Consider the following 23,751-nt stretch of genomic DNA (forward strand, 5'->3'; position numbering starts at 1 on the left):
GCTGACGTCGGCCCGCCGACCTCATGATCCGGCGTCCGCCCGCCGTGCGGTAAGTAGGTACCGGATCACGTCGGCCGCGGTGTAGTCGTCGCTCTGCCGGGTGAGGCGGGGCAGAAAGGCGAGGTCCTGCCCGAGCGTCACCAGTGGTGGCTCGACGTACCCGTCGGTGCGGCGCTGCCCGAGGCCGACCGCGGCGACCAGGCCGTTGCACAGACATCGACTGCCAACGGTGTCGGCGACGGTCCCACCTTTGCGCACGTACTCGTCGACCGGCTCTGCCGGGCAACGGTGGCCGACCCTGCCGTCGTCACGGCGAAACGGTGTGCGCAGGTAGCCCAGGTCGCACAGTCGTGGCCGGTCGGCGTAGACCCGCTCGTCGGCGGCGGTGCCGGGCAGGGAAACCAGCTTGAAAGGGAACCCGGTCGGGGACGCCCGGACGTCGTTACGCACCACCAGCGTTCCCCCGGCCGCTTCCTGCAATAGCTGCCGTTTCAGGTCGTCGTCGAGGCCGGACTCGCGGCACAAGGCGAACGCGGTGCCGACCTGGATGCCTACGGCGCCCGCATCGCGGGCCGCAAGCAGCTGCTCGGGGCTGCTCTGGCCGCCGGCGAGCCAGAACGGCAGGTTCAGCGCGGCGACCTTCGGCACGTCGATGTGGTCACGCGGCCCGTACACCGGCTCGCCGTCGTCGTCGAGGGCGAGCCTGCCGCGCGGCCGGGCGCTGTGCCCACCGGCGACCGGCGTCTCCAGGACGAAACCGTCCGGGCGGGTCACCGGGTCGCGGGCGAGGTAGACGGCCAGGGTGGCGGACGAGACGATGGCCAGCAGCCGGGGCCGGCGCAGCGGGCCCGTCGTCTCACCCAACACCTCTTGCGGGTGGAGGGCGACATGGTGATCTTCACCTGGCAGGGCGCCGTGCACGGTCACCGACACCCGGACCGGCTGGTGCACGGCGAGCGCATCCAACACGCGGGGAATTTCGGTGGGCAGACCCGCGCCCATCAGGACGTAGTCCACGCCGGCGAGCATGGCTCCGTACACCGCAGCCGGGGTGGCTGTTTGGATCTTCTCCAGGTAGTTCACCCCGACCGGACCGTCATGGCCCTCTTTGGCGAGGAACACCTCGACGAAGTTGGCGACGACGGTCAGTTGTTGTGCCTGGCGGCGGGACTGCAGGCTGAGTTTGGGCACCGGTCGCATCGGGCGGTCGCGGGAGGACCCGCCGGGAACGAGATAGCGGTCCAACACCGCCTGGGCCACGGCGGGCACCGGGAACCGGGCCAGGGCACGCCGGACATGGCCGTCGTCGTCGCCGGTCTGAAGACGGCGCGCGAGCAGAGCGTCGAGGGCGACACCGGAGACCACTCCGAGCTGCCCGGTGCGGGCCACCGCCCGCGCCAGCCGCCAGCTGGAGACACCGACGCCCATTCCGCCCTGAATGATCTCAGGGCGGCAGGGGGACGGTGCCGTGCTCGAAGCGCTCACCGGCACTGATCCGCAGCTGACATGACCGTCCACACCTGCTCGTTTCCGGTCACCTCGCGCGCGGTAACGCTACGTGTCACCGCCACAGTGTTTGCCATCCTGGGTCTCCCGTCCTCGCCCTGGCAGCATCGGGCGCCTCCCGATGCTTGTCCGATGGGCTGTGTGGAGCCTGCGGAAAGCCGGGGCGGATCTGACAGGGGCATAGGTCCTGTCACGTGGGTGATCCTCGTGCCGGAACGTAGGGAGGGGACCTCGGGCCCTGGCGATGGCCGGTGGGCAGGCGATGAGCGAGCAGCCGAGCTCGCCCGCTTGTGATGGCTACGTCGTGCCCTACTCGAGCTTGGCGACGGTGAGCAGCACGGCGGTGTCCTCTATCGCGGTCAGGCTGTGCCGTGCGTCCGGTACAGTCAGCAGGTCGCCCGTCCCGCCCTCGCAGGAGGTATCCCCGGCGGCCAGGCGGACCCGTCCGGTCAGGACGTGGACGGTCGCCTCGCCCGGGTTCTCGTGCTCGTCCAGTGCCTCGCCGGCGCGAAGGGCGACAAGGGTCTGCCGGAGGATGTGGGTGTGCCCGCCGACGACTGTCTCGGCGCTGCGGCCGCTCGACGAACCGCGCGCCTTCTCAAGGTGCCGGACCGTGAGTTCGGCCAGCGACGACTTCTGCATGGGGGCACTCCTTCAGGTGATGTGGGGCGGCGGTGGAACAGGCCGCTCTCTTTTCGACCGCGGTAGACGGCGGCCGCGGCCGCGACATCCGAGAGCAACATGAGCCCGATGGTGTAGAAGCCGCTACGACGGGACTTGTGACCGTACCGATCATGGACCTGCTGCCCTGCCGCGCGGGATGCCGTGTCCATGAGGCTGGCGGGCATGATGGCGATTCTCCTCGGTCTCACCGCAACAGTTCTCCTCGTCGCCGGTCCCACCATGATCGTTCATGGCGTGGTCGGCCGCAGAAGCGTCATCCGGGAGCTGGCACAACAGCGGATCAGCTTCCCCGCCGACGACGGCCTGCCCGCCGGGCTGCACCGCTACGCTGGAACGCTCGTGCACACCGGCACGCAGGCGAGAGCGTACGCCGACCTCATCGGCGCCCACGTGACCAAGGCGACCGGCGGCCGCACCTACGCCGAGATCGCCGACGAGTGGATGGCCGGCGGACGGACCGATGAACGCCTGGCCCGGCTACGCGAGACCGCGTTCATGGGTCAGAGCCTGCGCGGTGCCCTGCTCGGCGCCTACCAGGCCTGGCAGATCACCGTGCTGGTGCTCGCGCTGGGCGCCGTGTTCACTGCGATGGGCGCGACTTTCCTGGCCTTGGCCGTACGCGGCGTTTGACGTGGCCGGCTTGGTGAGGACATGCGCCATCGATCCGATCAGTGTTTGCGCCGAGCCCACCATTGACAGGGGCGCTTCGCGTCGCAACGGGCAGGTCGGTCACTGGATCGCCTTCTGGTCCCGCGAATTCGGGACTTTGGTCCCGCCGCGGTCGGGACCACGTCCTCCTGATCTGAGCCCCTAGATCAACGACCCTGACAGGGTCCCGCTTCCGCGGGCGGTTTCGCCGTCGGTCAACTTCTGGGCCTGGGCGCTGCTCAGCCCGCTCGCCACGAAGTTCACCGCCATCCTGCACCTGAGCTCCTTCGAGCAGTCCCTGCTGGTGGCCGTGCCGGTGGTCGTAGGCTCGCTGGGCCGCATCCCCATCGGCGCGCTGACCGACCGGTTCGGTGGCCGGATCATGTTCCCGCTGGTGTCCCTGTCCACCATCATCCCGGTGCTCTACCTCGGCCTGTTCGGCCACGACTCGCTCGCCGCGATCCTCGTCGGCGGCTTCTTCCTGGGTATCGGCGGCACCACCTTCGCTATCGGTGTGCCCTTCGTCAACGCCTGGTTCCCGCCCGAGCGGCGCGGCTTCGCCGTCGGCGTCTTCGGCATGGGCATGGGCGGCACCGCGATCAGCGCCCTGACCACCGTCAAACTGGTCGACGCCAACAGCATGCAGACGCCGTTCCTGATCACCACCGCGGTTCTGGCGCTCTACGCCGTCGTCGCCTGGTTGGTGCTGCGTGACGCGCCGAACCGTGTCGTGCCGACGACGCCGTTCACTGCACGGCTCGGCGCGACCGTCAGGCTGCGCATCACCTGGCAGGCTGCCGCCCTGTACGCGGTCGCCTTCGGCGGCTACGTCGCCTTCTCGGTCTACCTGCCCGCGTACCTCAAGAACGCGTACGGGCTGACCCAGGCCGACGCGGCCAACCGGATGGCCGGTTTCGTCCTGCTCGCGGTCCTCATGCGCCCCATCGGCGGCTGGCTCTCCGACCGCATCCCGGCCAGCCGCGTGCTCGCCGGCAGTCTCGGCGTGGTCGTCCTCGGCGCCCTCGCTCAGTCCTTTACTCCCGGCCTCACCCCGATCGGCACCATCGCGTTCCTCGGCATGGCGGCTGCCCTCGGCACTGGGAGCGGCGCGACCTTCGCGTTGGTCGCGCAGAAGGCCCCGGCCAACCAGGTCGGTTCGGTCACCGGCGTCGTCGGCGCAGCGGGCGGTCTCGGCGGCTTCGTCCCACCCCTGATCATGGGGTCGATCTATGGCAGCTACCACTCGTACGCGCTGGGCCTGGTCCTGCTCGCCGTCGTCGCGCTCGCTGCGCTGCTGCTCGACCTGCTCTCCGTCGGCCGACGACGCGAAGCGGTCGCGGCGACCTGACCAAGCCACGTGGCGGATGCCGATGCTGTGCCAGGTGTCGTGGTCGAACAGATCAGGGGCCGTCCGGGGCGCGAGATCGTGGTGCCGGACGCTGCGCGGTGGGCCCGTCACGGATCGGCGACGAATGTCGCAGGGCTGGGAATCGGTGAACGAGGGTCTAGAGTGGACGCGTGCTGGGAGTCGTCGCGGCCGCGCTTGGCGGTCCTGAGGTATTACAGGTGACCGAGTTGCCCGAGCCTGAGGCCAGGCCCGGTCAGGTTGTGGTCAGGATCCGCGCGGTCTGTGTGCACCCGGCTGACGTGGCAGCCACCACCGGAGAAATTCCTCGCGGGCCGGTTCCGCCGCCGTTTTCGCCCGGGTGGGACATCGCCGGTGAGGTGGCCTCCGTCGGCCCCGACACGGCTGATTTCGGGGTGGGTGATCGTGTCGTCGGGATGATTCCGTGGTACCTGACGCGGGGTAACCCGGGTGGCTACGCCGAGTTCGTGGCGGCCGACACGGACTGGTTGGTGCGGTTGCCGGACGGGCTTGACTTCGTGTCCGCAGCCACGGTGCCGCTCAACGCCCAGAGCGCACACCAGGGCCTGTCATTGGTGTCATTGGCCATGCTGCCGGCCGGCAGCAGCATCTTGGTCACCGGCGCCAGCGGCGGTGTCGGCGGCTTCGCCACCCAGCTCGCCGTTCAGAGCGGCTACCGTGTCCTGGCGCAGGCCAGCCACGACGATGAGCAATGGGTGCACGGTCTGGGAGCTCACGAAGTCGTTTCACGTTCCGTCGACCTGTCCACGGTGGGGCCCGTGGCCGCGGTGTTCGACGCGATCCCCGTCGGCGAAGCGGCGGCCGCCGCCGTCGAGGACAGGGGAATCGTGGTCGCGACCCGGCCCACGCCGGCCATCGTTCCGGCACGTGGCGTGCGCCAAGAGCTGCAACTCATCCGGCTCGACCGCGAGCTGCTGGCCGACTTGGTGGGGCAGGTGGCGGCGGGACGGCTGCGCACGCGCGTGGCGGTCACGATGCCGTTGACCGAGGCCGCCGAGGCCCACCGGCGCGTATTGGCCGGTGGCCTGCGGGGAAAGCTCGTGCTGACGGTGGGCTGACCGGGAGCGTGGCGGCCGTCAACCTGGGTCGTCACCGGTCGGCCGAGGGTCTACCGGTCCAGGTACGGATCTGCGTCGGCTCGGATAGTGAGGCAGTTCGTAGGGATCGTGTCGACCATCGTGCCGGCGCCGTTCGGGCATCGGTAGCGAACCAGGGCCGCCCATTCGCAAGCGCTCTCGACCACTCCCGCGCGACGGGCGCCACTGCGGTGCACCCATACCGGGTCGCCCGGCCGGCACGCCACTGCGGGTTCCGAGGCGGTCAGGTCCGGCAGGGGTGCGGCGGGCGGCTTGTACGTCTCGGTGCGGTCGCCGCTCTCGGTGGCCAAGGCCCAGGTGATAACGGCTCTGTCGGTGGTGTTCGCGTGCCGCTTGGCGCTGAACATCGCCCGGTCCGCGCGGCGCAGCAAGGTGGGAAGATCAGCGGAGCGCCCCGCCGGTACGACGCCGATCGAGGCGGTGACGGACAGAGTGTGGCCCTGCACGTCCATCGGGGGTGCGATCGCAGCGCTCACCGAGCTGGCAACCTCGTGCCACCACGCATCCGGGACGTCGGCCCGCGGAGCGCGCGGCAGCGCGGCGAACTCGTCACCGCCGAACCGGGCCACGAGATGGTCGCCGAGACAGGCGGCCATGCGCCGGGCGACCAAACAGAGGACCTCATCGCCGGCATCGTGCCCGTACGTGTCGTTGATCGGCTTGAAACCGTTGAGGTCGAGGACCAGAACGGCCGACGAGCGAGCGTCGGCGCGCAGCAGCTCGGGGGCGAGCGCGTGGAAGAGGCGGCGGTTGGCGAGTCCGGTGAGCTCGTCGTGGCCGGCCATCCAGCGGAGTGAGGCGCGCTCCTGCTCCAACTGCTGGACGTGCGCCGCGAGCTGATCGATGCGGGCTTGGAGGCGGGCGGTCTCGGACCCTGTGCGCAGCTGAGCGTCCGCCGGCAGCGCACCGCCCGTGCCGGCGGTTGCAGGATCGAGGATCCGCATCGGCCGTCCTCTCAAAGCTGCGGCGGACTAGCTGAGGCTGTCGAGTCGGCGGCGAGGGATCGCCAAGCGCCACAAGGGAATCATGACAGTCGGCCGAGGCTCGTGCAAGATTTCACGAAGACAGGTATCACGGTGACAGGATGCATCCGGACCGGTTTTCGGCTACTCTAAGTGCTGCCACTTTCGTGGTGAAAGAGTCGTGCGTACTCGTTAGTACTGATTCTGCACGTCAGACGGCCATCGCATCGGTGGCAGATCGGTTACGCACAGCAAGCAACTCCAGGGGGAGGGGCGCTGATGAGCAGCGAAACCGGCTGGATGATTTCCAGCAGGTCGACAGGCAATGGCGGCAGTTGCGTCGAGGCCCGCCGCCAGGACGGCCTCATCGAGGTCAGGAACAGCAAGGCACGCGAGGCCGGCACCGTGGTGTTCACAACCGAGGAGTGGGACTCGTTCCTGTTCGGCGCCAAGCGCGGCGAGTTCGACCGGCTCCTGACGGACTGATCACGACGGGCTTCCGCCGCTCGTCACCGGAACTCTGCGACCGGTACGGAATCTTTGCCGATGAGATCGAAGATCCGCCGGTATTCGTCAACCTCGACCTGCTCCTCCAGGTAGAGCGCACCGACGTGCGATTCGAGGTAAACCACGTCGGGATCGTCCGGGTCGTCGAACTCCAGGATCCGGAAGGCGCCGGCCATCGCCGCGTGCGCCCCGACCGAGAACGGCAGCACCCGGATGTCGACCGTATCGTCTCGGGACAGCCGCCGTAGATGCTCGATCTGCCCTTTCATCACTTGTTCGCCGCCGACCGGCCGGGTCAACGCTCCCTCGCCGAGCACCGTCACGAGGTGGATCGGTGGGTTACGAGCGAAGAGTGTCTTCTGCCGCTGCATGCGGAGCTTGATGTGGCGCTCGGCGAGCTCCGAGTCGACCGGCTGCTCGGCGCCGAAGATGGCGCGCGCGTACTCCGGGGTCTGCAGCTCGCCGGGAACGACCTCGCCGTCGTAACCGAACATTCGGGATGCGGACGCCTCCAGCCCGACGTACAGCTTGAACCATTCGGGGATCACCGGGCTGGCGTCCCACCACTCCTGCTGTGACGTGCCCAGCGCGAGGTCGGCAAGCGCGTCAGTGATGCTCTGGTCCGCACCGTAGAGCCAGCAGAGCGCGCGTACGTTGGCTCCGGTGACCGGCACCTTGCCCGTCTCGATGCGGTGCAGCGTCGGCTCCGAGATGCCCAGCCGCGCTTCCACCACATCACGCCGGCTCATGCCGGACGCCGTGCGAAGCCGCGTCAATCGCCGCCCCAATGCCCGTCGCACGACGCGTTGGCCTGTGACCGGCACCCTTACCTCCGCCTTGCCAACCCATGTGGACGGTGACGTCGACTACCGTACCCGCGACGCCGCGTTGTCAACAGGCAACCCGTCGTCGCTGACCGAACGTGTCAGGGCGACGTGCCCGTGTTCGCGGTGATTCGCACCGGCTCGCTACGTCCGGACCAGCGCCGAGCCGGCCGATTACCGGCTGGACACCTGGGCGGAGTGCGTCACCCGCTCAGCGACGGCGCCCCATTCGGGCCGGAACGTACGACGTCACGGCGACTTCGTCCGCGGAGCCGGCCCGGCCCCTCACCTACGATTCGGTGGTCCTGGCCGACGCAGCCGCCCACCACGTCGCCGAAGCCGTTCGCGGTGATCACGAAGGCGTCGATCACCGGCAAGGCGGAGTCGGGCTGAAGGCGCCCGTCGACCCCGGCATGTGGAGCCCGGCGGTGAACTCCTACCAGTAGCAGTGGCTCGCCGACGGGTGGCGATCACGGCCGATCAGGAGTGAACGACCGCTGCTTGCCTGATTCGGTCCGCGGTCGTCGTGCCGTCGGCGGGGCAACCGAACAGCGACCCGCGTCCGTACCGGTAACCGGCGGCGTCGAGTTCCGCCAGCTGCTCGTGGGTGTCGACGCCGGTCGCCATCGCCGCTGCGTCGAGCATGTGGGCCAGGCGTACAAGAAGCCGGCTCAGCGGGGGCGGGCTCGCGGAATTGTGGTCCGGAGCGTCGGCGACATCTATCGCGACGATGTCGGCCGAGATGCGCAGCAGGTCCCGCAACGAGCAACCGCCATTGCCGAAGGCTGTTACCGCCGTCCGTATACCGGCACGGTGCATCTGCTCCAGGCGGTCGGCGGCCAGCGGCGGATCCTCGGCGATGGTGGACTCATCGACTTCGGCGACGAGCTGGTCCGGGCGGATTCCGTACCGCATGGCCGGCCCGCCGATGGCGGCCAGCAGGTCGTCATCGCGCAACAACGCCGCCGGAATCAGCACGTGCAGATCTACCGGTGCGGCGCCCGCTGACCGCCATTGCTGCATCTGCCGGCAGGCCTCCTCGATCAGCGCGCGGGTGATCCGCTCGACCATCTGGGTCGCCTTGGCCGACGTGAGCAGGTCGGTCGGGGAGATCATTCCGAGGTCGGGGTGCTTCCAGTACGGGGTAGCGGTCACCGCAACCACCGCACGGTCATCGAGGCGGACCACCGGCTGGTACCGAACAGCCAGCTCCCGCCGGGTCAGGATGCCGTCCAGGTCGGCTTCCAGCCGCAGACGTGTGGACATCGCCTTGTGCATGCGACGTTCGAACACCGCCTGGTTGCCCGGGCCCCGGCGCTTCGCCTCGTACATTGCGACATCGGCGTTGCGCAGCAGACCGGCGGCGTCGGTCCGATGGTCGGTCAAAGCGATCCCGACACTGGCGTTCACGTACACCTTCCGGCCGAGCAGGTCGAACGGTGCCCGTATCCGCTGGCCGATCCGGTCCGCGACAGCCGTTGCTCGTTCGAGGGTCGTGTCCACGAGCAGAGCGGCGAACTCGTCGCCACCGAAGCGGGCCACGATGTCGGCGCCGCCGAGGCAGTCCCGGATCCGCGACGCGACCTCAATCAACAGGGCGTCACCCGCAGCGTGCCCGAGGGTGTCGTTGACCGGCTTGAACCGGTCGAGGTCGACGAACAACAGCCCGAGCGACTCGGACCCGTCCGCGGCGAGTCGCGTTCCCAGCTCGTCCGCGAACTGGGCCCTGTTGGCCAGGCCGGTCAGCGGATCCTTCATCGCCTGCTGCATGGCGTGCGTCGTCTTGGCGGCTGTCAATGCCATGCCGGCGTGTTCAGCGAACGCCGCGAGCACGTCCCGGTCCGCGGCGTCGGGGGCCGGACCGGCCGCTCCCCGAGCCACCACCAGGTAGCCCACTTCCAGGCCGTCCTCACGTACCGGCCACGACAAGGTCTTTTCATCGGCTGATCCCCAGACTGCCGGGGCTCGGGTCCGTACGGCCGCGGCACGCTCCTCGGTGGTCAGCCCGGAGGATGAGGCCAGCAGAAGGTGACCCGCTTGATCGCGGTCGACCAGCCGCAGGGCCGCGACGTCACCGCCCAGAACATCCCGCGCGCGGTGAGTGACCATGTCCAGGACTTCGCTGATCGGCCGTCGCGCCGCTATGGCAGCCTCGATCGAGACAAGTGCCTCGGTAAGCCGCTGTTGAGCACGGACCTCGGCCAGCAGCCGCCCGTTCTCGGCGGCCTGGCGCTCACTGCGCTCGCGAAGGGTGCGCTCGGTGGCCAGCGTCCGCAACATCTGGAGGCTCAGCGAAAGCACCCGGGCCATGGCACGGATCAGAATGATCTCGTCGATGCTCAGTGGATCGTCCCTGCGGGCGACCAGTAGGTAACCGTCGGTGGACGAGAACGAAGCGGTCGCGAGGTGGCACGACCCCAGCCCGGGCAGGTCACCGGCGCGCGCCGACGTTGCCGCGAGCCGCCACAGCAACTCGTCGGGGCGCTCAGCCGGCGGCAGCCCGACACACACGACGACCTCGGGTCGCAGGACTGCGCAGACCTCGGCCTCCACCGCGGCCGCGATCCGCTCCGTGGCCGCCGTCACCGCGGACGCCTCGTCCTCATGCCGGGCCATGGAGGCGACGAACTCGGCGAGCAGATGCGTCGAGGCGATCCCGCCGGTACCCGTCGTCACTCAACTCACCGCAAGGACGACGACCGTTTGGTGATGGAAGCCAGTGATCCCGCGGACCCGGGCGATCTCACCGAGGCTGTAGAAGCCGGACAAGGGAAGGTGGCTGCCCGCGAGCAGCTGGACCTCGCGGGCGAGCCGCTTGTCGTCGGCGAGTACGGCGCGGCGCGCGGTGCAGTCGACGGCCAGCAGCCCGAGCGCCGGGGCGGTGAGGGCCGTCATGGCATCGAGCCGCGCGGTCGCAGCCGCCGCGAGTAGGTCTTCCTCGTCTCCGGTCATCAGCCGGACGGTGCCCCCGTCCGGTACGTCGGCCAGCGGCAGGATCGCCCGGATACCGAAGTCGGCACGGGCTACGAACCGCATTTCCTCACCGCTTCGCCGGCTCAGTCCCAGCGGGTGGTGCATGGCGAAGGCGGCGAACGCTGCCTCGTCGTGATACGCGTCAGGCGGGGCGCCGAGCCGGTCGAGATAGAGGTCCAGAGCCGGCTTGTCGTCGAACTCGAAGATGAACCCGTCACCGCTCCGGGTGACCATCAGCGGATCACCGACCGGTCGGTAGCCGTGCGCGACCCCGACGCCGAATTCGCCGTCGGATCGGATCGCGGCGCTGACCACCGCGTCGGACAGAACGCGATCGCCGTGCAGTACGTAGGTCGCCGGAGCCGGCCCGTCCGCGGCGGCGCAGCCACCGGCTATGGGAATGCCGGCACCCAGAACTCCGTACGCTCCGCGAACGACTTCCTCCTGCCTGCCGATCTGACCGTCGGTGAACATGATCAGCAGTGGTTGACCGGCGTCGCCGAGCTCGGCCATCGGCTCAGCCGCCAACCGACCGGCTTCACGCTGCCCGGAGGAAAGGCCCTCGGTCGCCCGGGTGATCACTCGGAAGCCGGTGCCTCCCAGCGCGGTCACCACTGCACCACCACCGGAGGGCCCCGCCGCGCTGAACCCGCCCGCGGTCGAGCAGCCGATCAGCGGTACGCCGCCGGTTGTCCGATTGACGCCGCGCAGGAAATCGGCCAGGTCGTGCCCGGGACCACCGAAGGCGATGATGAGCTGGGCGTCATCGCGACCGGCCAAGGCGGCAGAAGCCGCTTCCGCACCCGCCGAAGCGCTCTGTTGCCGTCCCGACGTGCCAACTCCCAGCCAACGCGAGCCCATCGTTGCCCTCCACCGTCCAGTCGACCGCGAACACACCACACCATTCGACGCGTCTCGACTCTTGTTGAGCCCTTCGGGTGGACGTGTCCCTCGTGCCGCCGCTGATCGCCGACATGTCGCGGCCCATCGAGACGAGGCCGGGCCGGCCATCATGAAGAGTCCGCCACAATGGTCAGACTTTTACGGGGCGAAGCGGACGCCACGGTCGACCCATCGGGGCCGACGAGCCGGCCCACAACACCGCCAGCCGCAGGGCGGGCACGTCGTCGGCCAACTGCAGGGCGCTTGCCCACAGGCCGATCGTGCACCAGGCCAACGTCGAGATCACCACGATCACCACGACGGCGGCCGGGACCAGCTGGCGGGCTCCCCGAGGGTTGGCCAGCGCGGAGCACTCCCGCTGGACCGCCGTCTGCAGGCCCAGACCGGCGAAGACGAAGAGCACCTGCATGACGGCGTTCGCGGAGGTCACCGTGCCGAACGAGGGCAGGCCGAGAACGCGGACGGTGACCTGAGCCCGTCGCGCACTTCACCAGAAATGACGTCGGCGGGTCTACCGGGTGACTGAGGGGTCGTGGACGCGGCCGATGAACAGCGGCACGCCGCTGGACCGGTCGTGGATGACATACAGGAACGGCCGGTCCACGAAGAAGTCGGGCCCGCTCGGGATCGACGGCGGCCGGATGATCACGGCCGATGCCGCAGCCGCCTCGGCGCCCTTCTCGTCGATCCCGATGAAGGTCTCGTGCACCACATCGTCGATCTTCAGGGACGGATCGGTGCTCATGCCGGTGAGGTCGGCCCGCGCGGTGAACGCGGTCGGCATGCCCAGCCCGCTCAGCGTGGCGCCCAGCTGGACCGGCAGCCGGAACGTCCACTTCGGCAACCGTAGACGGACGTCCTGGATCCGGAAGCCCAGCAGCAGGCTGCGCAGCCACGCCTCGTCGAGCTGCGCCTCGACCGCGGCCAGTCCCGGCCGGGTCGGCATGACGACCGCCATGGCGAGGCTGCCGTCGGCGAACGGTACGTCGACCGCGCGCCAGCCGTCTGTTTCGAGGTAGCCCATCCGCTCGAACGGCCCGCGCATCAGCGGCACGTCGACGACCCGGCCGTCGTCGCGGGTGAACGGCGCGGTCGCGGTCGCGGGCACGGTGAACGGGTACCTCCACGGCGCCTTCAGGTAGATGGTGTTCGTCAGGATCAGTGCCGTGTCGGGACTCACCGAACCGGATTGCAGCAACTCGGGAATCCTCGAGTTGGTCCGGTCCGACGCCCAGGTGTTGATCTCTTGACGGGCCTCCTCCGTCGCGCCGCGGAAGTCGAGCGGATGTGCCGCGGCGCCGTAGTACCCCGCCAGGACATCTTGGAAGGCGGGCCGCAGGGTGAGGTCGAGTCGCGTCCACAGGGCGTTGGCCGTGGTCAGCTTGGGCGCCTTGATGCCGTCGCCGTCCTGGTACCGGGCCGCCAGCAGCTGATCAACGGTGTTGAGCCCGTTGTCGAGCGCGGCAGGACGCGGTTGCGGCGCGTGCAGCACCGTGTCCATCTCGTCCGCCGTGGTGCTTCCGGCGCCGGCCCGCGTCATCGCCAACGCGAGCGCGACCGAGTACGGGGCGCACACCACGTTGCCGTCGGGGGACGCCGCAGCCAGCGAGCGGTACAGATCGGCGGTGAAGCCACGGACGGCGGTCGCGGCGGCCGACGCCGAAGCCGGGTCGGGCGGCACACGCCCGGAGCTCCCTGACGCGGCTCGCCGGCGCGCGTGGACGGGGACGCCGAGGGCCGCTACGGCGAGCGGGACAGCCTGCAGGAGGGATCGACGCGAGACCATACGGCGACGGTAGAACGGTCGTCTGCCGGCACGCCAGAGTTCGGCGCAATAAATCCAGAGTCATCAATATTAGGCACTCGCGGCGGTTGACCCCGGTCAGGGCAGTTCCTCCGCGGCGTCCTTCAACGAGATCAGCACGCGGCGGGTCTGTGGCGTGTCGGGGAGCACCGCGAGAAGCAGGGGAGAGGTCGAGAACGCCGACTGGTGAACCATCATGCGGCGTACCCATTCCATGCCCGCCGCCAGTTCGGCTTCGGGGTCGGTCGCGCCCCCCTCGCGTACCCAGTTGCCGAGCGCCGATCGGTGGATCGCGTCGATGAGGGCGGCTATGGCCATCGGCTGGAACGGGGGCGCGTCGGGCGGGAGGCGATCGCGCAGGTACGACCGGGTCAGCGCCACGTACCGCTCGTGCTCGACGACCTCGCGTTTGCGCAGCTCGGGAACGATGCGCGTCAGTTTGTAGCGCCGGAGCACGAGTTCGGGCCGACTGAGGAACTCGTGCAGCGACTCCTCGGTGGCCGCGATGACGGCATCCACCGGATCCGTACCTTCGGGCGCCGCCGCGAGACAACGCTCGACCAGCCCGAGGCGCTCGGTGTGGTCCGGGAATACCAGTTCGTCCTTGCTTTCGAAATGCCGGAAAACGGTACGGCGGGACACGCTGGACGCCGCGGCAACGGCTTCGACCGTGACGTTCGCGTACCCCTCCTTCAGGAACAGGGCCATCGCCGTTTCCGAGATCCGGTACTTGGTGTCGAGTATTTTCCGCGAAGTCACCGACCGGTGCCCTCTCCTGACGTCGTGTGGCGCGAATTGCCGTCCGGCGAACTGTAACCCTGCCCAGCGCGTGCCGACGCACGCCGCAGCCGCCGGATGTTCCACCGATGGCGGACGGTTCCCCAGATTCCGCGGCGGAACAGCAGCACCACGAGGACGAAGACCGAGCCGGTGATCAGGTCGATGCCGTGGAAGCCGGAGGAGGCAAGGTAATCGGCGAGCATCACGGTCAGGAACGCGCCCACGATGCCGCCCCACAGCGTGCCGATACCACCGAGAACCGTCATCAGCACGACGTCACCCGAGGTGGTCCAGTGCAGTTCGGTCAGCGCGACGAATCCGTGGTTGATGGCGAACACACCACCGGCCAGGCCGGTGAGCCCGGCGGAGAGCACGAAGGCGACGGCCTTGTACTTGTCGGCGTCGTAGCCGAGCGCCCGGGCGCGCGGCGTGTTGTCGCGGATCGACACCAGGACTCGTCCGAACGGCGAGTGCACGATCCGCCACGCCGCCCACATGCCGAACAGCAGGATCGGCAGGGCCGCGTAATAGAAATAGAACGACTCGGTCTCCACCAATTCGATGCCGAAGAACGACCGGGGTACGCCTTGCAGCCCGTTCTCGCCGCCCGTCAGGTCGCTCCATTGATAGCCGATGAAGTAGACCATCTGCGCGAAGGCGAGGGTGACCATCGCGAAGTAGATCCCCGAGCGGCGCACCGACACGTACCCGATGGGAAGCGCGAGAATCATCGCGAAGACCGCGCCACCGATGACGGCCACCGGGAACGGCACGCCGTAATGCGTGGCGATCAGGCCGGTCACATACGCCGAACTGCCCCAGAACGCCGCGTGTCCGAAGGACAGCAGGCCGGTGAAGCCGAGCAGGATGTCCAGGGCGATCGCGAACAGCGCCAGCGCCACGATGTCCATCGCCACCGGCGGATAGATGAACCAGGGCAGCGCCAGCGCCGCCACCAGCCCGGCGGCCAGCAGAATCCACCGCAGCCTCGGGTTGGTCGCGGCCACGGGGACGTCGGCCTCGGCGGGCGGGGCCTCGGTGATCACGGAGTTGGTCATGCTGTCGCCTCCTGGCGTCCGAACAACCCGGCCGGCCTGATCAGGATGACCAGGGCCATGAGGACGAAGATGAGGATCTGCGCGAACGTCGGGGCGTACGCCTGGCCGAAGGCCTCGACCAGGCCGACGAGGAAGCCCGCGATCACCGCGCCGACGATCGACCCGAGACCGCCGATGACCACGACCGCGAACAGAATGATTGCGAAGTTGTTGCCCATGTCGGCGGTGATCGCCCGGAACGGCGCGGCGAGCACACCGGCCAGGCCGGCGAGCGCGACGCCGAAGCCGAAGACCGGCGTCACCCACCGTCCCACGTTGATGCCCAGGGCCCGGGCGAGCTCAGGTTTCTCGGTCGCCGCCCGGACGATCATGCCGATTCGGGTCCGCGTCATCATCAGCCAGACGAGCACACACACCGCGACCGAGAACAGCAGGACGAACAGCTGGTAGCGCGGCAGCACCACGCCGGCCAGATCGACGCGTCCCTGCAGCCCGCTCGGCAGTCGGTACGGCAGCCCGGAGACGCCGTACTGCTGCTTCACCAGCTCGACGAGGACCAGCGTGAGGCCGAAGGTGAGCAGCAGGTTGTAGAGCGGATCGAGCTGGAGCAACCACTGGACGAGCAGCCGCTCCACCACGACGCCGAACAGGAACATGAGCACCGGCACCACCAGCAACGACCACCACAGCGTGAGATCGAGGGTGTCGAGCAGGACCGCCGTGGCCACCGCGCCGAGCATGTAGAACGCGCCGTGCGCGAAGTTCACCACGCCCAGGACCCCGAAGATGACCGCCAGCCCCAGCGCCGCCAGCGCGTAGAAGCTGCCCGCCGCCAGCCCTTGTACGGCGTACTGAAGGAGCGCGCTCATGGCTTCATCGAGCAGCCGGACGCCTCGGCCGGCGGGAATCCTTCGGCCGCCGGGATCTTGGTCACGATCTCCTCGTAGTCCCAGGCCTCCTTCACGTCGGCCGGCTTCTTGACGCGGGCGAGGTTGGCGTCGTGGACGACGGAGTGGTCCTTGGCCCGGATCTCGCCGTTGCGCAGGAACACGTCGTTGACCTTCTTGCCCTCGAGGTTCGCGACCACCGCGTCGGCGTCGTCGGTGCCGACCGCCTGGACCGCCTCCAGGTATTGCAGCGCAGCGGAGTAGTTGCCCGCGTGTTCGAAGCTCGGGCGGGCCCCGGTCTCGGCCAGGAACTTGTCGGCCCAGGCCCGGGCCTCGGCGTCCATGTTCCAGTACCAGGGGTCGGTGAAGAGCGTGCCGGCGAACTGCTCCACGCCCAGCGAGTGGATGTCGTTGATGAGCATCAGCCCGACGGCCAGCTCGACGCCCTTGTCCTTCAGCCCCGACTCGTTGAACTGTTTGACCAGGTTGATCAGGTCACCGCCGGCGTGCATCGTGCCGATCACATCGGGATTGCTGCTGCCGGCCTTGGTGAGGAAGGTCGCGAAGTTCTCGTTCGGGAACGGCGTCGGGATGGCCTCCTGAACCGTGCCACCCGCCTTCGTGACCGCATCGGTGAAGGACTTGGTCATGTTCTGGCCGAACTCGTAATCGGGGAACAGGATCGTCCACTTCTTGCCACCGTCCCGGGTGACCGTCGTGCCCGTGCCGTTGGCGAGCAGGTAGGTGTTGTACGCCCACTGGAACGTGTACTTGTTGCACTGGGCGCCGGTCAGCGCGGTGGTCGCCGCGCTGACGTCGAGGAACAGCTTCTTGTGGTTCTTCGCCTGGTTGGCGACGGCCAGGGCGGCGGACGAGGTCGGCACGTCCAGGATGACGTCCGCGCCGCCACGCTCGTACAGCTCGGAAGCCTTGGTGTTGGCGATGTCGGGCTTGTTCTGGTGGTCGGTCGAGGTCACCTCGATCTCTTTGACGACGGCCTTGTCGCCGTACTTCGCCCGGTAGTCGGCAACGGCCATCTTGACCGCCTTGACCGAGTTCGGCCCCGACGCGTCCTTGTAGATCCCGGACTGGTCGTTGAGGACCGCCAGCACCAGCTTGTCTCCGGTGAAATCACCGCCCGAACTCCCCGGGCCTCCACCGCCACAGGCGCTCAGCAGCAGTGTCACCGTCAAGGCTGAGGCGCCGGCCCATTTCCGCTTGCTCTCCATGGTGTACTCCCCAGTCGGGTTAGATGCCGAGGTGTCTGAGTAGGTCGCCCTCGCGGCGCCGGAACTCGTCGTTGTCGAGGGACTCGACGATGCGGCCCTGGCTGAGCAGGTAGTGCCGGTCGGCCACCGTGGCGGCGAACTTGACGTTCTGCTCGATCAGCAGCACGCCGGCGCCGGTGGCCTTGATCTCGCGGATGATCGCCCCGATCCGGGCCACGACCACCGGGGCCAAGCCTTCCGAGGGCTCGTCCATGAGCAGCAGACGGGCGCCGGTCCGCAGCACCCGGGCGATGGCCAGCATTTGCTGCTCCCCGCCGGACAGCGTGGTGCCGGGCGCTTTACGGCGCTCGGCGAGTACGGGAAAGGCCTCGTAGACCTGCTGCAGCGTCCAGGCCCGGTCGGACACCGCGGGCGGCAACAACAGGTTCTCCTCCACCGTCAGGCTGGCGTAGATGCCGCGGTCGTCCTGGACCCAGCCCATGCCGGCTCGAGCTCTGCGGTGCGCCGGCATGCCGGCGATGTCGCGGCCGTGCAGACGCACGGTGCCGCCCGCCTGCCGGTGCAGGCCGATCAAGCACCGCACCAGGGTGGTCTTGCCGGCGCCGTTGCGGCCGGCCAGCGACACGACCTCGCCCTCGTTCACGCGAACGTCCACCTCGTGCAGCGCCTGCGCCTGGCCGTACCACGCCGTCAGTCCGGTGACCTCAAGCATGTTCGGCCTCACCCAGGTACGCGGTGATCACCCGTTCGTCCTGGCGGACCTCGTCGTAGCCGCCCTCGGCCAGGATCCGGCCCTGCTGCAGCACCGTCACCCGGTCGGCCAGGCTGCCGACGACGTGCATGTTGTGGTCGACGAACACCACGGTGCGACCGGAAGCGAGGCGACGGACCAGCTCGATGGTGCGGTCCACGTCCTCGATCCCCATCCCGGCCGTCGGCTCATCGAGGAGCATCACCGGTGGGTCCAGCGCCAGCACCAGGGCCAGCTCCAGCGCGCGCTTCTGCCCGTACGCGAGAAGTCCGGCCTGCTTGTCCGCCAGCGACATCAGTCCCACCTGCGCGAGCAGTTCGTCCACGCGGGCTCGATGCCGGCCGAGCAGTTTCTCCGACCGCCAGAACCGGAAACCCTGCCGGCTGTGCCCCTGAAGAGCGAGTTCCACGTGCTCGCGGCACGTCAGGGTGTCGAAGAGGCTGGTGATCTGGAACGACCGGGCCACGCCCCGGCGTGCGACCCGTTCGGGCGGCAGACCGGTGACGTCCTCGTCGAACACCGTGATCGTCCCGGACGTCGGGGCGAGGAAGCCGGTCAACAGGTTGAACAACGTGGTCTTGCCCGCACCGTTGGGACCGACCAGCGCGTGCACGCTACCCTCGCGAACCTCCAGGTCGACCGCGTCGACCGCACGGAAACCCCGGAAAACCCTGGTCAAGGCCCGGGTACGGATCACCACCCGGCCGCCCGGCGTCACGCGGTCCCCTGGGCACACCCGAAGCTCTGGGCGAGCGCGGGATCACCCGAGCGATATCTCGGCCAGCCCGGGTACTCGCAGAGCGGACGTGTTCGTCCGTCCCTGGGGTCCTGCACCACCGGCCGGGCCGGCGGCTGCCCGTTCTGTACCCAGCGTTCCAGGGCGGAGAGCGAGTCCCAGGTGGCGGCGAACGCGGGTGCACCGAAGTTGGCGTGATTCGCGCCCGGCGCCACGTAGTACCGCATGAACGCGTCGGTCTGCCGGGCGCCGACCGTGGCCAGCACGCGTCGGTAATAGTCGTTCGTGGATCGGTGGGAGACCAGTTCGTCCGCGGAGCCGTGCATCAGGATCAGTCGTCCGCCGGCCCGCGCGAAGGGGCGCAGGTCCACATTGTTGCGGTCCTGGACGGTGGAGAGATAGCTGATCCGGGGAAGCCACTTCCCGGGCCGCCGCGGATCCACCTCCAGGGAGCTGTGGCTGGGGTCTCGGGTCAGGAAGTGCTTCACCCACTGATCCCAGTACTGGAACCCGTACGCGCTGGTGGCCGGCATGGGGTTCGCGGGCGCGGTGGTGCCGAATCCGAGATACGGCGTCCTCATGTCGGCGCCCGAGAGGAACGGAAATCCGGGGTAGTGCCGCTCGCCGCTGGCGATTCGGTACGGCCAGCGGAACGGCGTGGACGCTGCCGTCACCGAGGCGATCTGCGGGTCGGAGAGGCAGGCCGGCCCGGTGTCGGCGCCGGCCGGGCAGCGGAGCACCCGGGGGTCGAAGTGGCAGCCGCCGAGATTCGAGATGATTCTGTCCTCGACACCGTCGCGTCCGTCGCAGGCCGCCATGACGCTGTTGTAGAGCAGGGTCTGCTTGGCCGGCCCGGGGAACGCGCCGGGCCGGGACATCACGTGAGCCAGGTATCCGAGGTCCAGGATTTCGGCCGCGTTGTTCCAGGCCGGGTAGGCGGAGATGACGCCGTCGAACGCGTCCGGCCACCGCTGTGCGACGACCAGAGCCTCGCGTCCGCCGGTCGAGCCGCCCGCGAAGTACGTCCGGTCGGGTCCGGCGCCATAGCCACGGCGGACGAGGTACAGGGCGGCGTCGTGGGTCTTCCTGAGCGCATCGCCGGCGGCGAAGTTCCGCAGGGCCTCGTCGTTGCGGCCGAAGGACCCGTCCAGGGACCCGGTCGGCCCGGCCTGATGGCCGGAATCGCTGGCGTACGTGGCATATCCCCGAGCCAGAGGGGTGGGCGAGTCGGGACGGCCGAACGGCACGTTCTGGGCGATGTCGGGGATCGTGCCGTTGTAGCCGCCGCCCCCGAACATCATCGTGTTGCGGTTCCAGCCGACGGGCATCCCGAGCTGCAGCCTGATGTCCGGAGCGGACGGATCCCTCGGGAAGAGCGAGGCGCCCACGCTGCAGTACTCAACGGTCCGGCCGCTCACCACCCGGGTCACCAGGGATGCCGACTCCACGCGGCCGCCGCGGGTCGGCAGGCTGATCGCCCCGGGCGGAATCGCCGTTCCCGCCAGTTCCGCGCACGTCGGCGCCGTGCTCCCCGTGGCCGCGGCCGGGCTCTGCCCGAAGACGACCGTCGCACTCACCACCGCGGTCACGAGTGCCAGCATTCGACTCATTTGCGAACCTCCAAAAGAGCACGCTGTGCCGCCAATGCTTTGAAGCGCGGCACTGAGTGCCATTGACTGTGCCATGGGTCACATTCGACTCGCAAGGGAAACGCCAAGGTAATGTCCGCAGAGGACTATCGATCTTGACCTATGCGCAGCGGGTCCCTTGACCCGCGGGCCGGACATGACCGCGTTCCCGAGTGCCACCGAGGAAATCCACTCACCGCCGGGCGATTACCCTCGTCAGGGTCGCCGGATGGCCATCCATGCGAGCGTCCGGTAGAGATGAGCGAGTGGATGGCGACGTGACCGTCGTGGGTGACGGCTACGCCGGCTGAAGGAACCCGCTGTCCGTCAGGTACAGCAGCGCGATGCAGACGAGCAGGAGCGCGAGGAGCGTGCCCACCCGCGGAACGAACGACGTCGGTACGCTGAGGGCCAGCAGCAGGAACGGGGGGACGCCGAACGCCAGGTGATCCCACCAGCGGTCCAGGCGTCCGGGCCAGGTGCGCCCAGCATCGCTGCTCGCCCACTCCGTGCCCCGGGCGATCGGGGGCTCGAGCAGCGCGAACTCGTCGGCGGACCGCCAGACCAGGCGACCGTCGCGCGCGGCGCCGTACAGCAACAGGCGGCAACTCTGGGCGCCGGCATGGTGGGGGAGGGAACCCGTCGTCAGGTGAAGGGGCGGTCGCTGTTCCCGCTCGGAGTCAGGACGTGCCGGGTTCGGTTCCCGGTCCAGGCCGCCTCGAGGATCGCGGTCAGGCTGGCGGTGTCGGTGGGGCCTGGATGGTTCTGGATCAGGCGGGTGACGCCACCGGCCATCGCCGCGAAGCGCGGGAGGTCGGCGCGGACCACGCCGATGTCCGCCAAGGTGGGTGGGATGCCGATGTCGGCCAGGAGTTGGTCGAGCCAGGCGAGGAAACTGTCTGCGGCCTCGGCCTCCGAGGCGTCGGTCACGTCGAGCCCGCACACCCGGGCGAGGATGGCCAAGCGATTGCCGATGGCACCCCTGGCCGCGTCCAGCGCGTAGGGCAGTAACAGCCCGACGCCCAGGCCGTGCGGCGTGTGCGTGGCCGCGCCGATGGGGTACTGGAGGGCGTGCGGGGCCGCGTTGCCGGCGTGGGAAAAGGCGATTCCGGCGAGCATGGACCCGTAGGACATGTCCGCGCGGGCGTCCGTGTCGCCGCCGTCCCTGACTGCGCGGCGCAGGCTACGGGCGATCCGCTCCGCGGCCAGGAGCGCGTAGTGGTCGGTGATCGGGTTGCGGCCGAGGAAGACCTGCTCCACCGGGTCGCGTGGTCCGTGGGGCCGGGGTCGTGCGGTGTAGCTCTCTACCGCGTGACAGAACGCGTCGATGCCGGAGTGGGCGGTGACGGTCGCGGGGCAGGTGTAGGTCAGTTCGGGGTCGACGATGGCGAAGTCGGGCACGATGTGGACGCTGGAGACTCCCACCTTCAGTTCGCGGTCCGGGTCGGTCAGCACCGAGACCGGTGTGAGCTCGGAGCCGGTGCCTGACGTCGTCGGGACCGCGACGAGCGGAATCGTCGGCCCCGGCACCTTCGACTCGCCGTAGTAGTCGCGGGGCGTCCCGCCGTGGCGCCGGATGACGCCGACGATTTTGGCGAGGTCGATCACCGTGCCGCCCCCGATGGCGAGGATCACGTCGGCGTCCACCTCGGCGGCGGCCGAGACGGCCCGGGCGACGTCGGTGAGTGGCACGTCCGGGGTCGCGTCGGAGAACACTTCGACGGCCTCGACCTTTTCCCGTACGGCGGCCACGATCCCGGCTACGCCCGGCTGCCCCAGAAGAACCTGGTCGGTCACGACGAGGACTCGCGAGCCGGCCTCGGCCACTATTCGGGGGATGTTCTGCGCGACCCCTTCGCCCACGATCAGTTGGCGTGGTCCGCGGACGGTCTCAAGCATGTCAGTGCCTCCCTGGAACGTCGGCGGTCACGGTAGGTCGATCGCCGCATAGGTGAGGTCGAGGTACTCGAGGATGCCTTCGTGTGACCCCTCCTTGCCGATCCCGGACTGCTTCACGCCGCCGAACGGAGCTGACGGGTCCGAGATCAGACCACGGTTGACGCCGAGCATCCCCGTTGCCAGCCCCTCGGTGAACCGGAGCGCCCGCTGGAGGTCGCGAGTGAAGACGTAGCCGACCAGGCCGTACTCGGTGTCGTTGGCCTTCGCCAGCACCTCGTCGTCGGACGTGAACGAGATGATCGGCGCCACCGGGCCGAAGATCTCCGCCTTCAGCATCAGCGCATCGTCGGGCACGTCGACGAGGACTGTGGGCGGGTAGAAGTGGCCCGGCCCATCCGGACGCTCGCCGCCCACCAGGACCCGGGCGCCGCGACGCCTAGCGTCGGCGACGAGCTCTTCGATCCTGGTGACCGAGGCATCGTCGATCAACGCCCCGACGTCCACGCCGTCGTCGAGACCATGGCCCATCGAAAGCGCGCCCATCCGCTCGGCGAAGCGCGCCGTGAACTCCTCGCGCACCGGCTCCTCGACGTAGATCCGGTTGGCCGCGACGCAGGACTCGCCGATGTTGCGCATCTTGGCCACCATGGCGCCGTCGAGCGCGACGTCCAGGTCGGCGTCGGCACACACGATCAGGGCCGCGTTGCCGCCCAGTTCCATGGAGGTGCGCAGCACGTTGTCCGCAGCCTGTCGCAGCAGTACGCGCCCGACCTCGGTCGACCCGGTGAACGAGAGCTTGCGGGTCCGCCGGTCGGCCAGCAGCGCCGAGACCACCTCGCCGGAACGCTTGGTGGTCACCACGTTGACGACGCCCGGGGGAACGCCGGCCTCCTCCATGATGCGGGCCAGGAACAGCATGGTGAGTGGCGTCTGGGCGGCCGGCTTGGTGATCGTCGTGCAGCCCGCGGCCAGCGCAGGAGCGATCTTGCGGGCGCCCATGGCCAACGGAAAGTTCCAGGGCGTCACGAAGACGCACGGTCCGACCGGCTTCGGCACGGTGAGGATGCGGTATCCGCCTGCGGGAGCAGTGCTGTAGCGCCCCTCGACGCGCACCGCCTCCTCGGCGAACCAACGGAAGAACTCGGCGCCGTACGCCACCTCGGCCCGAGCCTCGGCGAGCGGCTTGCCCATCTCGAGCGTTATCAGCCGGGCGACCTCCTCGGATCGCTCGGTGAGAGCCCGGTACGTCGCGGTCAGCAACTCCGACCGTTTCCGCGGCGGGGTCGCTGCCCACTCCGCCATGGCCTTGGTCGCCGCGTCCAGCGCGGCCAGCCCGTCACCGACGCCGGCGTCCGCCACCTCGGCGATGGTCTTGCCGGTGGCCGGGTCCTCGACGGCAAAGGTGGCCCCGCCGGCGGCGTCGCGCCAGGCGTCGCCGATCCGCAGCCGCCGGTGCTCGGGGGCCAGGGCGTTCATCGGGTCACTCAT

General features: G+C 69.2%; 22 protein-coding genes. 4 read left to right on the forward strand and 18 right to left on the reverse strand.

The window, feature by feature from the left end; all coding sequences use genetic code 11:
• Window positions 1-21: 21 nt before the first annotated feature.
• A complete protein-coding gene (locus LXN57_RS44825) occupies window positions 22-1,428 on the reverse strand; it encodes a nitronate monooxygenase (RefSeq protein ID WP_251804420.1) in 1,407 nt (468 codons plus the stop codon).
• Window positions 1,429-1,815: 387 nt separating this feature from the next.
• Window positions 1,816-2,148: a cupin domain-containing protein gene (locus LXN57_RS44830; RefSeq protein WP_251804421.1), complete on the reverse strand. Its 333-nt coding sequence runs from the start codon at window positions 2,146-2,148 to the stop codon at window positions 1,816-1,818.
• Between the two features lie 204 nt (window positions 2,149-2,352).
• Here LXN57_RS44830 and LXN57_RS44835 point away from each other — a divergent pair, with 204 nt between their 5' ends.
• From LXN57_RS44835 to LXN57_RS44845, 3 genes are all read left to right on the forward strand, one after another.
• Window positions 2,353-2,820 (forward strand): hypothetical protein, encoded by a 468-nt coding sequence (locus LXN57_RS44835; RefSeq protein WP_251804422.1) that lies wholly within the window; start codon window positions 2,353-2,355, stop codon window positions 2,818-2,820.
• Window positions 2,821-3,004: 184 nt separating this feature from the next.
• Window positions 3,005-4,186 (forward strand): MFS transporter, encoded by a 1,182-nt coding sequence (locus LXN57_RS44840; protein WP_285904756.1) that lies wholly within the window; start codon window positions 3,005-3,007, stop codon window positions 4,184-4,186.
• Window positions 4,187-4,356: 170 nt separating this feature from the next.
• Complete coding sequence (locus LXN57_RS44845; protein ID WP_251804423.1) at window positions 4,357-5,283, forward strand: NADP-dependent oxidoreductase; 927 nt, start codon at window positions 4,357-4,359, stop codon at window positions 5,281-5,283.
• A 50-nt stretch (window positions 5,284-5,333) separates the two neighbouring features.
• Here LXN57_RS44845 and LXN57_RS44850 read toward each other — a convergent pair whose 3' ends face one another.
• On the reverse strand, window positions 5,334-6,266 hold the full coding sequence (locus LXN57_RS44850; RefSeq protein WP_251804424.1) for a GGDEF domain-containing protein: 933 nt from the start codon (window positions 6,264-6,266) through the stop codon (window positions 5,334-5,336).
• Window positions 6,267-6,563: 297 nt separating this feature from the next.
• Between LXN57_RS44850 and LXN57_RS44855 the strand changes: the two genes are divergently transcribed.
• Window positions 6,564-6,770, forward strand: a complete 207-nt coding sequence (locus LXN57_RS44855) for a DUF397 domain-containing protein (protein ID WP_251804425.1) — start codon at window positions 6,564-6,566, stop codon at window positions 6,768-6,770.
• Window positions 6,771-6,793: 23 nt separating this feature from the next.
• Here LXN57_RS44855 and LXN57_RS44860 read toward each other — a convergent pair whose 3' ends face one another.
• The 15 genes from LXN57_RS44860 to LXN57_RS44930 form a co-directional block, all read right to left on the reverse strand.
• Window positions 6,794-7,615 (reverse strand): helix-turn-helix domain-containing protein, encoded by an 822-nt coding sequence (locus LXN57_RS44860; protein WP_308206709.1) that lies wholly within the window; start codon window positions 7,613-7,615, stop codon window positions 6,794-6,796.
• Window positions 7,616-8,095: 480 nt separating this feature from the next.
• Window positions 8,096-10,291: a putative bifunctional diguanylate cyclase/phosphodiesterase gene (locus tag LXN57_RS44865; RefSeq protein WP_251804427.1), complete on the reverse strand. Its 2,196-nt coding sequence runs from the start codon at window positions 10,289-10,291 to the stop codon at window positions 8,096-8,098.
• The gene (locus tag LXN57_RS44870) at window positions 10,292-11,368 is read right to left on the reverse strand and encodes an FIST signal transduction protein (RefSeq protein ID WP_251804428.1); all 1,077 of its coding nucleotides are present in this window, start codon (window positions 11,366-11,368) and stop codon (window positions 10,292-10,294) included. It lies immediately after the preceding gene.
• A gap of 253 nt (window positions 11,369-11,621) precedes the next feature.
• Window positions 11,622-11,921, reverse strand: a complete 300-nt coding sequence (locus LXN57_RS44875; RefSeq protein WP_251804429.1) for a hypothetical protein — start codon at window positions 11,919-11,921, stop codon at window positions 11,622-11,624.
• Window positions 11,922-12,002: 81 nt separating this feature from the next.
• On the reverse strand, window positions 12,003-13,277 hold the full coding sequence (locus LXN57_RS44880; RefSeq protein WP_251804430.1) for a serpin family protein: 1,275 nt from the start codon (window positions 13,275-13,277) through the stop codon (window positions 12,003-12,005).
• Window positions 13,278-13,373: 96 nt separating this feature from the next.
• Complete coding sequence (locus tag LXN57_RS44885) at window positions 13,374-14,054, reverse strand: TetR/AcrR family transcriptional regulator (RefSeq protein WP_251804431.1); 681 nt, start codon at window positions 14,052-14,054, stop codon at window positions 13,374-13,376.
• Window positions 14,051-15,133 carry a branched-chain amino acid ABC transporter permease gene (locus LXN57_RS44890; RefSeq protein ID WP_251804432.1) on the reverse strand — a complete coding sequence of 361 codons (1,083 nt, stop codon included), beginning with the start codon at window positions 15,131-15,133 and terminating at the stop codon, window positions 14,051-14,053. The genes LXN57_RS44885 and LXN57_RS44890 overlap by 4 nt, the downstream gene beginning before the upstream one ends.
• Window positions 15,130-16,002 (reverse strand): branched-chain amino acid ABC transporter permease, encoded by an 873-nt coding sequence (locus LXN57_RS44895; RefSeq protein WP_251804433.1) that lies wholly within the window; start codon window positions 16,000-16,002, stop codon window positions 15,130-15,132. The genes LXN57_RS44890 and LXN57_RS44895 overlap by 4 nt, the downstream gene beginning before the upstream one ends.
• Window positions 15,999-17,249, reverse strand: coding sequence for an ABC transporter substrate-binding protein (locus LXN57_RS44900; RefSeq protein WP_251804434.1), 1,251 nt, complete (start codon window positions 17,247-17,249; stop codon window positions 15,999-16,001). Before LXN57_RS44900 ends, LXN57_RS44895 begins: the two co-directional genes overlap by 4 nt.
• A gap of 19 nt (window positions 17,250-17,268) precedes the next feature.
• Window positions 17,269-17,961, reverse strand: a complete 693-nt coding sequence (locus LXN57_RS44905) for an ABC transporter ATP-binding protein (RefSeq protein WP_251804435.1) — start codon at window positions 17,959-17,961, stop codon at window positions 17,269-17,271.
• Window positions 17,954-18,718, reverse strand: a complete 765-nt coding sequence (locus tag LXN57_RS44910; RefSeq protein ID WP_251804436.1) for an ABC transporter ATP-binding protein — start codon at window positions 18,716-18,718, stop codon at window positions 17,954-17,956. Before LXN57_RS44910 ends, LXN57_RS44905 begins: the two co-directional genes overlap by 8 nt.
• Window positions 18,715-20,346 (reverse strand): tannase/feruloyl esterase family alpha/beta hydrolase, encoded by a 1,632-nt coding sequence (locus LXN57_RS44915; protein ID WP_251804437.1) that lies wholly within the window; start codon window positions 20,344-20,346, stop codon window positions 18,715-18,717. The genes LXN57_RS44910 and LXN57_RS44915 overlap by 4 nt, the downstream gene beginning before the upstream one ends.
• 316 nt (window positions 20,347-20,662) lie before the next feature.
• Window positions 20,663-20,962, reverse strand: coding sequence for a hypothetical protein (locus LXN57_RS44920; RefSeq protein ID WP_251804438.1), 300 nt, complete (start codon window positions 20,960-20,962; stop codon window positions 20,663-20,665).
• Between the two features lie 47 nt (window positions 20,963-21,009).
• On the reverse strand, window positions 21,010-22,263 hold the full coding sequence (locus LXN57_RS44925) for an iron-containing alcohol dehydrogenase (RefSeq protein ID WP_251804439.1): 1,254 nt from the start codon (window positions 22,261-22,263) through the stop codon (window positions 21,010-21,012).
• Between the two features lie 27 nt (window positions 22,264-22,290).
• On the reverse strand, window positions 22,291-23,751 hold the full coding sequence (locus LXN57_RS44930; RefSeq protein ID WP_251804440.1) for an NAD-dependent succinate-semialdehyde dehydrogenase: 1,461 nt from the start codon (window positions 23,749-23,751) through the stop codon (window positions 22,291-22,293).

The sequence above is a fragment of the Paractinoplanes hotanensis genome (genome assembly GCF_023717965.1).
Classification (GTDB): Bacteria; Actinomycetota; Actinomycetes; order Mycobacteriales; family Micromonosporaceae; genus Actinoplanes; species Actinoplanes polyasparticus.